This window comes from Sphingobacterium sp. GVS05A (assembly GCF_019969845.1).
GTDB lineage: Bacteria > Bacteroidota > Bacteroidia > Sphingobacteriales > Sphingobacteriaceae > Sphingobacterium.
Window position 1 is genome coordinate 243,192 of the sequence record NZ_JAHXYR010000008.1, and the last position, 14,178, is coordinate 257,369.

General features: G+C 35.6%; 15 protein-coding genes. All 15 read left to right on the top strand.

Annotation, left to right across the window (positions count from 1 at the left end):
- Nucleotides 1-963, top strand: coding sequence for a glycosyltransferase family 2 protein (locus LC454_RS19910; protein WP_223584154.1), 963 nt, complete (start codon nt 1-3; stop codon nt 961-963).
- Nucleotides 960-2,105: a hypothetical protein gene (locus LC454_RS19915; protein ID WP_223584155.1), complete on the top strand. Its 1,146-nt coding sequence runs from the start codon at nt 960-962 to the stop codon at nt 2,103-2,105. The genes LC454_RS19910 and LC454_RS19915 overlap by 4 nt, the downstream gene beginning before the upstream one ends.
- Nucleotide 2,106: 1 nt before the next feature.
- Nucleotides 2,107-3,204: an EpsG family protein gene (locus LC454_RS19920; RefSeq protein WP_223584156.1), complete on the top strand. Its 1,098-nt coding sequence runs from the start codon at nt 2,107-2,109 to the stop codon at nt 3,202-3,204.
- Between the two features lie 16 nt (nt 3,205-3,220).
- Nucleotides 3,221-4,021 carry a glycosyltransferase family 2 protein gene (locus LC454_RS19925; RefSeq protein ID WP_223584157.1) on the top strand — a complete coding sequence of 267 codons (801 nt, stop codon included), beginning with the start codon at nt 3,221-3,223 and terminating at the stop codon, nt 4,019-4,021.
- A 61-nt stretch (nt 4,022-4,082) separates the two neighbouring features.
- Nucleotides 4,083-4,691, top strand: a complete 609-nt coding sequence (locus LC454_RS19930; protein ID WP_223584158.1) for a DapH/DapD/GlmU-related protein — start codon at nt 4,083-4,085, stop codon at nt 4,689-4,691.
- A gap of 199 nt (nt 4,692-4,890) precedes the next feature.
- The gene (locus tag LC454_RS19935) at nt 4,891-6,012 is read left to right on the top strand and encodes a UDP-GlcNAc--UDP-phosphate GlcNAc-1-phosphate transferase (RefSeq protein WP_223584159.1); all 1,122 of its coding nucleotides are present in this window, start codon (nt 4,891-4,893) and stop codon (nt 6,010-6,012) included.
- A gap of 50 nt (nt 6,013-6,062) precedes the next feature.
- Nucleotides 6,063-6,584 carry a 3'-5' exonuclease gene (locus tag LC454_RS19940; RefSeq protein WP_223584160.1) on the top strand — a complete coding sequence of 174 codons (522 nt, stop codon included), beginning with the start codon at nt 6,063-6,065 and terminating at the stop codon, nt 6,582-6,584.
- 116 nt (nt 6,585-6,700) lie between these two features.
- Nucleotides 6,701-7,165, top strand: a complete 465-nt coding sequence (locus tag LC454_RS19945; protein WP_223584161.1) for an adenylyltransferase/cytidyltransferase family protein — start codon at nt 6,701-6,703, stop codon at nt 7,163-7,165.
- The gene (locus tag LC454_RS19950) at nt 7,166-7,588 is read left to right on the top strand and encodes an adenylyltransferase/cytidyltransferase family protein (RefSeq protein ID WP_223584162.1); all 423 of its coding nucleotides are present in this window, start codon (nt 7,166-7,168) and stop codon (nt 7,586-7,588) included.
- A gap of 6 nt (nt 7,589-7,594) precedes the next feature.
- Nucleotides 7,595-8,593: a mannose-1-phosphate guanylyltransferase gene (locus LC454_RS19955; RefSeq protein WP_223584163.1), complete on the top strand. Its 999-nt coding sequence runs from the start codon at nt 7,595-7,597 to the stop codon at nt 8,591-8,593.
- A gap of 360 nt (nt 8,594-8,953) precedes the next feature.
- Nucleotides 8,954-9,331 (top strand): hypothetical protein, encoded by a 378-nt coding sequence (locus tag LC454_RS19960; RefSeq protein WP_223584164.1) that lies wholly within the window; start codon nt 8,954-8,956, stop codon nt 9,329-9,331.
- Nucleotides 9,332-9,558: 227 nt separating this feature from the next.
- Nucleotides 9,559-10,077, top strand: a complete 519-nt coding sequence (locus LC454_RS19965) for an ArsR family transcriptional regulator (protein WP_223584165.1) — start codon at nt 9,559-9,561, stop codon at nt 10,075-10,077.
- 14 nt (nt 10,078-10,091) lie between these two features.
- The gene (locus tag LC454_RS19970; RefSeq protein ID WP_223584166.1) at nt 10,092-11,060 is read left to right on the top strand and encodes an SDR family oxidoreductase; all 969 of its coding nucleotides are present in this window, start codon (nt 10,092-10,094) and stop codon (nt 11,058-11,060) included.
- Nucleotides 11,060-12,892, top strand: a complete 1,833-nt coding sequence (locus tag LC454_RS19975) for an acyltransferase family protein (protein ID WP_223584167.1) — start codon at nt 11,060-11,062, stop codon at nt 12,890-12,892. Before LC454_RS19970 ends, LC454_RS19975 begins: the two co-directional genes overlap by 1 nt.
- Entirely contained in the window at nt 12,889-14,178 is a 1,290-nt protein-coding gene (locus tag LC454_RS19980) for a nucleotide sugar dehydrogenase (RefSeq protein WP_223584168.1), read from the top strand. Before LC454_RS19975 ends, LC454_RS19980 begins: the two co-directional genes overlap by 4 nt.

Sequence of the window (14,178 nt, forward strand, 5' to 3'; positions counted from 1 at the left end):
ATGATGTGTAAATCCAAATTGGCGATAGTCATTCCATATTATAAAAATAAGTTTATCGAAAATACATTAGAAAGTCTAAGCCTTCAGACGGTTAAAAACTTTACAGTATACATTGGTGACGATAATAGTCCTTATTCAATTCAACCAATATTGGACAAATACTGCGATAAATTAAAAATAAGATATCATCGTTTTGAAGTTAACTTAGGTGGTGAATCTTTGACAAAACAATGGGAAAGATGTATTGATTTAACACATGAAGATTGGGTCTGGCTTTTTTCTGATGATGATTTGATCGAATGCAATGCAGTAGAGGTGTTCTATAATAGCTATAACGAACACAGCTTGTTATATAAATTTCATACCAAAGTTATTGATGAGCATGGGAAATTGCACCCTAGCTATACGAAATTTGATCACCTAAATGATATTGCGGTATCAATCAGCTCAATTGACTTTATCAGTAATAGGTTGGCATGCAATGGCTTTCGGAGTTTTGCAGTAGAGTATATTTTTCACCGATCGCTATATGAAAGATTTAAATTCGTAAATTTCCCTTTGGGTTGGGCATCAGATGACGCTACCTGGTTTCTATATTCGTTAAATAATGGTAAGCAAATTACAGCGCTCAGCTCGAATGTTTATTGGCGTTTTAGTGGTTTCAACATTTCGTCAGATATAAAATCCAAATCAGTCGTTGAAAAGAAATTGATCGCCGCGAGCCAATATATTAGCTGGCTAAAACATGTAACTACAGAAAATGAGATCGCTATAACGGATCAATTGTGTTTACGTTGGCTTTCAGTTCAAGCAGGTAGTGTGCATGCTGAGATGGGATATCAGGATTTTAAAAAATTGATAGTAGATGCTGGCATTTCCGTTAATGCACTGAAATTAGTGTTGAGCTATTTTATGGCATTAAAAAAAAATAGAATCATAAATGTGTTAAAACGGAAATCATGAAAAAGACTGTTATTGTCGATACTTTTTCTATTGGTGGGTTTCACGAAATGTTTAATACTTCGTTTTTATATGTTATTTTAAATAGTTCAACGAGCCCTTTGCTCTATATAGCAGACAAATCGGCTATCAATGCAATAGTAAAGTTATTAAAGGAAGATCAGGAATTTCAAGGGCTTTCAAATCGGATAACATTTAAACCAAAAAACCTCCCAAAAGGAAATTCATTTTACGCTATATTTTTTAGATATCTTTTTGGAACTTTTCTAAATATTTTTTATTTATTGAAGTTTAAGTCATCGCGTATAGTATTCCCAGCGCTCAATCCGGTATTTGCTGTTTTCTTAAAAATCATTTTAAGAATGTTAGAAACAGAGGTCTATGTTGTTTGCCACGGTGAGCTGGGTTATTTATTCTCAACGTATAGGATAACTAGTCCATTATATTGGTATTCTTCTTTTTTGAAACCTTTTTTTCGGGGCACGTTGCCTAAAAATCTAAAATTGATTATCCTTGGGCCATCTATTGTCCAGAATTTCACTCGGCATTATCCAAATTTGACGGGAAATATTGTCACCATGCATCATCCTTATATTTTCAATGAATCTCTTCCAAAAGTCAATAAAAGGGGAGTAATGACTCGATTTGGCTGGGTCGGTGTTGCGACGCAAGCGAAGGGATTTAAAATTTTTGATGAGATCTCCCATTATTTCTCAGAAAAATACCCAGAGCAATTTTCAGCACACCTCATTGGCTGGCATAATTTTGAAACAGATGAATATCCATGGATAAAGTTTGCTTCCGGTCCGAATGTATTTCTTGATCGCAACGAATTCGATAAAGAGGTCGGTATATTAGACTATATCTTGTTTTTTTACGATAATAGACATTATCAATTCACTGCTAGTGGAGCTATATTTGATGCAATTCAACAAGATAAGTTTATTATTGCTTTGCGAAACGATTATTTTGAGTCTGTCTTCAATGCCTGTGGGCCTATTGGATTTCTTTGTGATAGCAAAGAAGAAATTTATGAGGTCGTGGAACAAGTGATGCGGGGCGAGGTGGATTTAAAGCAATTTTCTGTAAATTTAAAGGCGGCACGATATATTTTTGGCGCTCAGCAGATGAAGATGAATCTTTAACATGTATCTATATTTAATCTATATATTATTCGCAGTACTTGCTTTCTTCGAAATTAATCGCGGGAAATATCTTTTAAGTAAGGTGTTAATAATTCCTTTTCTGTTATTATTTTGTTTGGCAAGTTTACGATGGGAACGGGGCACAGACTGGGGAGCCTATATTGGATTATTTGAAAACGTGGATAACGTTTTTTATCTCTTGGCTTTTGAACCAGGGTTCTATTATCTCAATTATTTTGTAGCAGCGGTTAGTGATAATTATACAATCGTCCTTGTAATACAGGCACTTATTATATATTCTCTGCACTTTTATATTTTTCGGAAGTATTCGCTACAACCTTTCGTTTCGTTGATGATTTGGTTTGGCTTCTATATGGGTTCCATCTTTTTCGTCCGTTTTAACGTTGCCGTGGCATTGACTTTGTTTTCATTTGTATTCATAGAAGAGAGGAAGTTTTGGAAATTTTTGCTTTGTGTCATTTTAGCCTTTTTATTTCATCGATCAGCAATATTATTTATACCAGCCTATTTTTTATATAATAAGACTTTTACTCGAAAACAGATATTAATGGGAATGTTAATATCTTTTTTTCTTTCTATAATTTTCGAGATCGGACTGAAATTTCTTGGGCAGATTAATTTTGGTATTATTTCTGAAAAGGCGTTAACTTATGCGGAGGAAGGTGGCGATTATGCTGCGGAGCCTACTCGTTCTGCTTTTCAAATTATGTTGGTTGGTTCAAGCTATCGCATTTTGTTATTGCTGTTAATAATAGGATTTTTTTATGATCTGTATAAAGAGAATGTAACATTTAGAGGTTTATTTAATCTCTACTTCGCAGGCATGTGTATATTTGTTATTATCACACCAGTTTCTGTTGCTGTTGCTCGTATGGCGCAGTATTACGAATATTTTCAGTTTTTGCTTATTCCATTCTTCATTATGCGTTTTGAGTTTAGGTCAAATCGAAATTTAGTATTGTTAGTTGTATTTCTGTTTTATTTAATGCGGTTAAAGAGTAACGTTTCTTTTTATGAGGAATTGTATGTACCGTATAAATCAATTTTTAATAAAGATCTACCAACGGAGATCGGATAGCAGATAATTATTTTACATGAATCAAATCAAAGTATCGGTTGTCATACCGATGTATAATGCAGCAAAATCAATTTTGCAAACCATTAATTCCGTGTATGCGCAGACCTGGCAAGGGGACATAGAGATTATCATTATTAATGATGGATCGACTGACGATTCAAAAATATTAGTTGAAAATTATATCAAAGATCAACAAAGAGATAATATCAGATTAGTGAACCAAACGAATGCTGGTGTGTCCAGAGCCCGCAACGAAGGTATGAAGCGCTGTACAGGTGATTGGATTTGCTTACTGGACTCGGATGATACCTGGCTGCCAAACAAATTAGAACGACAACTACAGGTGCTGGAGGCAGATCCGACCATAGATTTTCTGGGGACAACCAGGAATGGCGAGTACATTCAACAATTGGCCCTCCGAAAATTGGATGTAATCAATCAGATATCAGCCAAAGAATTGCTTTTCAAGTTTGTCTTTGTTACACCGACAATTATTTTTAAACGTGAGATTATTGATCGGGTGGGATATTTTGACGAAACTCAACGCTATGCAGAAGAAGGCAATTATTTCATTCGCATAGCAAATAAATGTAAAAGTTATCTTTTGAATGAAAGCTTGGTGATTACTGGAGGTGGTAAACATGATTTTGGAGAGTCAGGGCTTTCAAGTAATTTATGGGAAATGGAAAAAGGAGAGCTTAAAAATATTAGAATGGCACTAAAGATGGGGATAATCAATAGTGCTGAGTATTTATTTTTTAATGTGTTTTCGCTTTTAAAATATGCTCGACGGGTATTAATAGTATTTTTGCGCTAGATCCGAAATTTTATAGCCTAGCTAATAGCGAGGGTAGAATTAATAAATAAAATGATTTTATATGGAAATGTATAAACGTTATGGATTATTAGGAGTTATACGTTTATTGATAAGTACATTACATACTAGGTTGTTCTATCCTAGGGCTAGATTGATCCGTTTGCCATTCGATGTAAGAAATCGGAGGTTGATCGATCTTGGTAATAACTTAACAACAGGTTTCGGTTGCCGCCTTGAAGTTCATCCGGTTGAAAAGAACGAGCAAAAATGCTTGATTTTTGGCAATAATGTTCAGCTTAATGATTATGTGCACATAGCGGCAGGCGAGAAGGTTGTTATCGGCAATGATGTATTAATTGCTAGCCGTGTTTTTATTTCAGATTTGAATCATGGGTCGTATTCAGGAGAGGAGCAAGATAGTCCACTAACCAAACCCAATGAACGATTACTATTTACTAAACCTGTTCACATAAAAGATAATGTGTGGATTGGGGAGAATGTGTGTATTTTACCTGGAGTTACAATTGGGCGAGGTTGTGTTATTGGTTCGATGTCAGTGGTGACCAAGAGTATTCCTGATTACAGTATTGCTGTTGGAATACCTGCAAAAGTGGTTAAACAATATGATTTCGAGACTAATAGGTGGATTTTGGTCGCAGATATACTTTAGAAAAAGCGCTGGGAAGGAAAAATATTTGCGTTTGGTCACCGCATACTTCTAATTGATTTATTTTTTTTTCTTGGGAATAACAACTAACATAAAAAAAATATTTTCTTAATGTAGCGAAAATGTTGTTAGTAACGTTTGTTAAATAAAACTTAATATTATTATATTTGCACAGCTTTATTTGACTCACTAATTACATTTTATGATTTATATCTTTACTCTTATATTCCTTTTCGCCTTAGAATTTCTTTATTTAAAAATTGCAGATCGGTTAAATATAATTGATAAACCCAACGAGCGTTCTTCACATACAAAGGTTACCATTCGTGGGGCTGGAATTATTTTTTATGTTGCTGCAATTATATATTTTATAAATAACGATTTCCAGTATCCCTGGTTCTTTTTGGGGTTAACGCTTTTAACTTATATTTCATTCTTGGATGATATTCGGGGAGTACATCCAACAGCAAGACTAACTGTTCATCTAGCCTCGGTGTTACTCATGGTATATGAGTTCGGTATATTCAATTACCCTTGGTATTATCTTGTTTTGGCCTTTGTATTTACAATTGGAGTTATCAATGCCTACAATTTTATGGATGGTATCAATGGCATGACAGCCTTTTGTACATTGGTCATGGGTGGTCTCTTATTTTACGTTAATACCAAGATAAATTATATTGAACAAGATTTTCTGATCTTTACCTTATTGGGCGTGGTCGTTTTTGGATTTTTTAACTTTCGAAAGAAAGCGGCTTGTTTCGCTGGGGATGTAGGGCCTGCCGTACTTTCCTTTATGCTATTGTTTGCTCTTGGTAAGCTGATCTTAAAAACAGGTGATTTTACCTATATCCTCTTTCTTGGAGTTTACGGGATTGAAATCGGATGGTCCGTTGCACGCCGTGTTTATCAAGGTTACCATATCTTTGAGCCGCATCGCACATTCTTACTTCATATGTTAAGCAATGAAGTTGGTCATAGCAGTTTATTGGTATCCACTGCTTATGGACTGGTTCAATTGGTACTTGGTGCATCGGTTATTTATATTGTCCGGTTTGACGCTTCCGTACAATGGTCCTTTGCTATAGCTATATTATCAGCATTGAGCGCTTTTTATCTCATTGTCAAACAATATATTTTTAACAATTATCATATAAAAGGCGAAATCGAGCATGCTGTACGCCGTCGACGTATACAGATGGTGAGAGCGCGTAGAAGCAGGGGAGCACAGCGGATTCCAGAAGTGGCAGTAGTCAAAGAAGCAAAAATTATCGAAATGCCTAAAAAAGAGAAGCAGGAGGGCTTGTTGCAAACGGGGGTTTGATATGATCTAAAAAACCTCTAATTTTACCTCGACTTTTAGGAGGAGTGAACATGCAATCAGGATTAAGTTTTACAGCAATAGATTTCGAAACGGCTACAGCCAACCAAAATTCCGCTTGTGCCATTGGCCTGGTGGTGGTGGAGCAGGGGGTAATCGTTGAGGAGTTCTATTCGCTGATCCAGCCTCCTCAAAACCAATATATGTGGCAGACAACGCGTGTTCATGGGATCAGACCGAGAGATACAGCACAAGCGCCTACATTTATGGATTTGTTTCCTCGTATCTTTCCTTTGATCAATAATCGAATTATGGTTGCGCATAATGAGTTGTTTGACCGTGGGGTATTGCGTAAGACCATGAGTTATTATAATCTACCTTACGATAGTTTGGGTTTAATGGAAAAATGGGAATGCACATTCAAGATTTATCAGGAAAAAGGATTTAAACCAGCCCGACTGAACGCTTGTTGTGAAGTGCTAGGGATTGAACTTAATCACCATGAGGCACTTTCTGATGCACGTGCCTGTGCCAATTTGTACCTTAGACATGCTGATGTCCCTTCTTTGGCATGATATTTACGTTAAATTATGGGGGAACAAAAGGTAATTTCCCAATGTTCTCATTATAAATTTTATCTTTGAGAGATGAAATAGCTATTTCTTTTTGTTACTTTAAATTTATTGCAATTATGATAACTATCCCAGCTAAGAATATGCGCATTGGTATTACCTTTAGTGCATTTGATTTGTTACATGCTGGACATATCAAGATGCTTGAAGATGCTAGGCGTCAATGTGATTTCCTAATCTGCGGTTTGCAGACCGATCCGACCTTGGATCGGCCAGAGAAAAATAAACCTGCGCAAACTGTTGTGGAACGTTATATTCAGCTTAAGGGCTGTAAATATGTGGATCAGATTGTACCTTATGCTACTGAGCAGGATCTGGAAGATATCCTAAGGTCTTTTAAGGTCGATGTACGCATTGTGGGGGATGAGTATCGGGAAAAGAATTTTACAGGTCGATCATATTGTGAGGAGAAGGGGATTGAGCTCTATTTTAATAGTCGTGATCACCGTTTTTCCAGTTCAGGCCTACGTAAAATTGTCGCGGATGCCAATTCAAATGAGGAAACAGTTTTAAAATCTATTTAGATGAAAATAGGAATTACTTTCGGTGTATTCGATTTATTGCACGCTGGCCATATAATGATGTTGGAGGAAGCGAAAAGACATTGTGATTATTTGATTATTGGGCTTAATACGGATCCTTCAGAGGTATTTCCAGAGAAAGCCAAACCTACACAGACTATTGTCGAACGTTATATTCAATTGGAAGGCTGTCGTTATGTGGATGAGATAATCCCTTACGAGACCGAACAAGACCTCATTGATATGATCAAGGCTCTTCCTATTCAGATGCGTATTATTGGTGAGGAATATCGGGATACTGATTTTTCAGGTCGTCTGTACTGTGTCGAAGAAAATATAGAAATCTATTACAATAAACGTACACATCGTTTTTCGAGTGAGGGTTTGCGTAAGGTTGTTGCGGATAAAGAATCAGAAAAAAAATAACTAACAATGAGTAATATTATTCATGTGGTATTGACTGGAGGTGTTGGTAGCCGTCTTTGGCCTTTATCACGTAAGAGTTATCCAAAACAGTATCTTTCTTTGTTCAAAGAGGGATCTTTATTTGAGATGACGATAAAGCGCAATCAGTCCTTGTGCGGTCAGGTGATTGTCGTGGGCAATCGTGACAATCATGGTCTGAGCCGTGAGGTGATGGAAAACAATAAAGTGGACTATATTGATATTGTTGAAGCCACTCCACGTAATACCGCTGCGGCAATTGCATTTGCAGCCTTTGCGGCTCAACCTGATGATATTCTGATAGTAACACCATCGGATCATGTTATTGTGGGGGATGAGGCCTATGCAAAATCCATCCAAGCTGGGATAGAAAAAGCTAATAAAGGCTATATTGTCACTTTTGGTATTCAGCCAACACGACCTGAAACAGGTTACGGATATATTGAATACAAAGATGATAAGGTATTGTCTTTTCGAGAGAAGCCCAATCAGGATACCGCAGAGGATTTTATAGAGCGAGGCAATTTTCTGTGGAATTCGGGGATGTTTTGCTTTCGTGCAGATACTTTCCTGAGTGAATTACAGAATTTTGAACCCAAGGTATATGCAACAGCGTTTAATGCCTGGCAGCATCGCCAGGATGGGGAGCTTGACCTGACTTTGTCGAAAGAAATTCCATCCATTTCCATTGATTATGCCGTAATGGAACGGTCTAAAAAAATTCGTGTAGTTGCCACGAGTTTTCAATGGTCAGATCTCGGATCCTTTGAATCCATGTATGATTATCTGAAGCAGACAGGGCATCCTGTGGATGAAAATGGGAATATGGTGATTGGTACAGACGTCTATACCGCCTTTGTTGGTTTAAAAGATAGTATACTTGTTCATACCAAAGATGCCATTCTTGTACTACAGAAAGAAAAGTCGCAGGACGTCAAAAAAATATATAATACCTTAGAGCGACATCAGTCCAAACTGATTGACTAGATTGATAAAGGAGCCGGTTCATAACATGATCCGGCTCCTTTGTTTCGGAATTGTACTTTTTATTCAAAGCTATACCCGTAAGGTACTTTGTTAACAAAAAGTTAATCTTCATAGCTGGTTGTTTGCAAGTGCATTCTCAAATGTCCCTTATTTGTCCCTGGTCGATTTAATGTTGAATTAATAGTAATATCTGATATTTGGTTTTGTTTAATAGCACCGATGTGTGCAACACCTTAGTCATTTAATTTTAACCAACATATTGATATGATGACCATAGCCATACTTATTTTTTTATTTTTAGGAGGTTATCTTTTCTGGAGGAAAAGACAACAGGAACAACGATTTAATAGAAGCGTTGGAATGACTGTAAGCTATATGTTTCAGGAGCGTCCAGGGCAATATAGTGGGGATCGAAACGCCAGAAGTGGGGTGTTTGTCTTCAAAGCCGAACGAAATGATGACCGGCTAAAGAATATTGTTATTCGAAAAGTAAAGCCATTACATTCAGCTTTGGATGTTAATTTGGAGCAAATTTTGGTTATTCCGTTTGAACGGAAAGATAATACAAAATCTGATGTTTCTGTTCGTTTTAAGGTCAATAGGAAAACAGCAAAGATTGAAAACTTAACCGGTGGACGGGTAACTATCTCAGGTGTATTAAATTTTGAGCAAAATAGGCCGGAATCATTTACAGCAACTTTACCTATTTCAGATCTCTATCAAGAAGCTGAGATTTAATTGTGTCAAAATAACTCTTGTTTTTTATTTTTTTAGGGTTCCTTGTTACAAGGAACCTCATTTTATATTCATTTCAGATTGATGTTCCACGTGAATTCTACTGTTTTAAAGGTTGTCAACCAGCAATCTAAATGAGGTTTGGGTGATTTTTGTAATTATTTAACAATTTCTTTATTTGCATAGCTGATCTGTGTTGAGTACTTTTGTTACTCATTAATACTAAACCGATGTTGGATTCATTGATCACTTCCAAAACCCGGCTCAAACTGTTGATTAAGTTTTTTGTCTCTGCAAGTAGTCAGGGGCATTTGCGCGGTCTAGCGGATGAGTTTCAGGAGTCGACCAATGCCATTCGCAAGGAACTTAATCAACTTTCGGAAGCAGGGTATTTGGAAAAAAACACATCCAAAAATAAAATTCTGTACAGAGCCAATACTTCTCACTCTTTGTTTAAACCACTTCAAAAATTAATTCATACCTACCTAGGGATTGATGAAATCGTGGAATATATTCTGCAGAAATCAGGAGATATTCAGGAAGTTGGACTACTAGGGGACTATGCTGCGGGGGTAGATTCTGGAGAAATAGATGTATTAATTTTAGGAGAAAATATAAATCAGGCATATTTATTGCAGTTAGCGGAAAAGGTTGGTAAAAAATTGACTAAGAAAGTAAATCTTTCTTTTGAAGAACCTCGGGGAGAGCAACGTTATATCAATTTGTATACAAATAATTCCACTATATAATTACTTTCAATAAGATGAGTAAAATATTAATTACTGGCGGGGCCGGATTTATAGGGTCCAATCTCGTAGAGCATTTTTTAGGTAAAGGACATCAAGTTGTTGTCTTGGATAATTTCGCAACAGGGCATCGCCATAATTTGGTGCAGCATAGCGATAATCCGGATTTTACTTTAATTGAGGGTGATATTCGTAATAATGCGGATTGCCAAAAAGCAGTTGAAGGTACTGACTTTGTTTTACATCAGGCAGCGTTAGGATCTGTACCACGTTCGATCAAGGATCCGCAAACGTCCAATGAAGTAAATGTAACTGGTTTTTTAAATATGTTGGTAGCGGCGCGTGATGCAGGTGTGAAACGTTTTATTTACGCGGCTTCATCTTCTACCTATGGAGATTCTGAAAGCCTTCCCAAAGTGGAAGATATCATTGGTAAGCCATTGTCACCTTATGCAATTACAAAATATGTCAATGAATTATATGCAGATATTTTCTCTAAAACTTACGGATTAGAAACAATCGGTCTTCGTTATTTTAATGTATTTGGTCGCCGTCAGGATCCAAATGGCGCCTATGCTGCAGTTATTCCATTATTTGTAAAGAAATTTATGAATCATGAAAGTCCAGTGATCAATGGTACTGGAGATTATTCTCGTGACTTTACCTACATTGACAATGTGATTCAGATGAATGAACGTGCGATGACAACAGATAATTTGGAGGCTGTTAATACGGTTTACAATACGGCTGTTGGTGATCGTACAACCCTAAATCAATTAGTTGGTTACCTGAAGGAATTTTTGACAGAATACGACGCTGAAATTGCGAAGGTGGAGATTATTCATGGGCCGAATAGACAAGGAGATATTCCACATTCGTTAGCTTCAATTGATAAGGCTCGCCAGTTGTTGGGCTATAAACCTACCCATGTGATCCGTGAAGGGTTAAAAGAGGCAGTAAAATGGTATTGGGATAATTTAAAATAATGGAATATAGGTATGACATACAAGGGCTGAGAGCTCTAGCTGTATTATTGGTATTTATTTTTCATTTAAATTCCGCTTATTTAAGCGGAGGTTTTGTTGGAGTAGATATTTTTTTTGTAATATCTGGCTATTTAGTTTCAAAGATTGTATTAAATAACATCAACTCCGAACAGAGATCTTTCAGATTTTTGGATTTTTATTTGGGAAGATTTAGACGATTATTACCCGTCTACTTAGTTTTTTTAATAATAACGACTGTTGTTGGTACATTTATTTACCTAAGTATAGACATAAATACATTAAGAAAGAACGTCTTTTGGTCTGCTATTTTTAACTCCAATTATTTCTTAGCAACTCTTGATGATTATTTTGGTGCAAAAAGTAGTGAAAACCCTCTGCTGCATACATGGACATTGTCTATAGAGATGCAATTTTATTTTTTATTACCTATCTATCTTAAAGTTGTAAAAAGAGAATTTTTGTTAAGTTTTACAATCTTGATCGTTCTGTTGCTGTTGGGATATTCCTATTATAATAGCACATTTTTAGACAATAAAAACACGATGTATTTCTCCTTATTATCACGAATTCCAGAATTTTTGATTGGAGTAGTGTTTGCTTTGACTGGAAAAATTCTAGTGAATAAATATGGTAAATATGGTGATTTTTTTGTAGGGGTGGCTTTTCTTTTAATCTTATTTTCTAGTATATTTTTCTCAAAAACTCTTAATTTCCCAGGTATTATTGTTTTGATCCCTTGTATTGCAACGGGATTGATATTATGTTTTAAAGATTCATTATTTAATCAGAAAATTTTAAGTAATAAATTTTTAGTACATATAGGAGAGATCTCTTATTCAGTCTATTTATGGCATTGGGTCATAATGGCGTTTTTGAGATATTACAATAATAGATATTCTTTTACTTTTTGGGAGTCCTTTTTAATAGTGATAGTTACTTATCTTTTGTCTATTACTTCTTACAAGTTTATCGAAATAAAATATAGAAAAATAGCAAATAAAAAAGCTTTTGTAATATATGGGATCTCTTTTCTGATTTTGGGCTCTGTCTTTTTTCTTTCTCCGCGACTAAATAGAGATGTTTTGGCTATACCAGAGAGATTTAGTTCTCCAACATTTGGTCTCGAGTCTCACGGGGCATCTTTTAAAAAAGTACAATATATCGGGAACATTCAAATTTCAACGGATTCAATATTATTGATAGGAGACAGTCATGCATTAGTTTATAAAAGCATACTAGATGAAATTGGTAAACAAAATAGATTAAATTTTAGGACAATAACTAATGACAAATATCCCAATATACCGGGCATCCAACGACGGGATTTTTCCAATCTGAAGCTATTTAATCAATACGAGAAATTGATAAAAATTACAAACGAAGAGGTAGAAAAGTGTAAGTTAATAATAGTATCTTCAGTTTGGAAGGATGAGATCCAAACATTATCTTCAGCTCTGGAGAATTTTGTTAAAACTCATCCTAACAAAGAAATTATTATACTTAGTGATTTTCCTACTGTAGACAAAAACCCTATAAAGATTAATCGAGGCTTTCTAAAAAAGGATTTAATGGAAAATAAGTATAATGTTTTTTTGAAAACCTTACCAATGTATGTTGAGGATATTTCGGAAAAGTATAACAATGTTCGGATTATGAACTTAAGATATGAAAATGGGACAAAAATCGTACCCTTCAATAAAGATACTATCATGTATTATGATGAAGGTCATTTAAATGACTATGGTGCAAGAATAATAGCCAAGGATATAGAAGATGATGTCGTGCTAAAAATAAAAACTTTAATGAAATGAAGATAAAAAAAATAGCTGTAATAGGATTAGGCTATGTAGGCCTTCCATTAGCAAGATTATTTGCTACAAAATTTCCGGTTGTCGGTTTTGATATCAACCAAAAACGTATTGATGAACTGCGTTCTGGAAAGGATTTGACATTAGAAGTAGAAGATAGTATTCTTCAGGCAGTTTTATCAAATGGTAATCCACATACGAATAATATTAATGGGTTGTATTGTTCAAATCAGCTAACTGATATTGAACAAGCAAACTTCTATGTCATTACGGTACCTACACCTGTTGATAAGAATAACCGCCCAGATTTGACTCCTTTGTATAAGGCTTCAGAAACAGTAGGTAAAGTTTTGAAAAAGGGTGATATTGTTGTTTATGAATCTACAGTATATCCAGGTGTTACCGAAGAAGAATGTATTCCAGTCTTGGAAAAAATTTCTGGCTTAAAATTTAACGAAGATTTCTTCGCAGGGTATTCTCCAGAGCGAATCAATCCAGGTGATAAACAACATACGGTTGAGAAAATTTTAAAAGTAACTTCGGGTTCCACTCCTGAGATTGGTGAAGAAGTAGATGCTGTTTACAAGGAGGTAATTACTGCAGGTACACATTTAGCTCCATGTATTAAAGTTGCTGAAGCGGCCAAAGTAATTGAAAACTCACAACGTGATATCAATATTGCTTTTGTAAATGAGCTGGCAAAAATTTTCAATATTTTGAATATAGATACACACGCTGTATTAGAGGCTGCTGGAACTAAATGGAACTTTTTGCCATTTAAACCTGGTTTAGTAGGAGGGCATTGTATCGGAGTAGATCCATATTATTTAGCACAAAAGGCCCAAGAGCATGGCTACCATCCGGAAATTATATTGGCAGGTCGTCGTTTGAACGATTCTATGGGTGAATATGTAGCTTCACAAGTTGTAAAGACGATGATTAAGAAGGGAATTAACGTAAATGGTGCTGAGGTATTGATGTTGGGTGTTACATTTAAGGAGAATTGTCCTGATGTTAGAAATACCAAAATTGTAGATGTAATTCGTGCATTGGAAGATTATGGTATTCTTGTAACTACTTATGACCACTGGGCGAATCCTGCGGAAGTGGAACATGAATATGGAATTGAGAGTGTATGTGAATTGCCGAATAGGAGATTTGATGGAGTTGTTTTGGGGGTTGCACATAATGAGTTCTTAAATATTGATTTTGAAAATCTGAAAAAGGAAAACTCGATTATTTACGATGTAAAGGGAGTAATTTCGCAATTGGCTGATTCTCGCTTATAA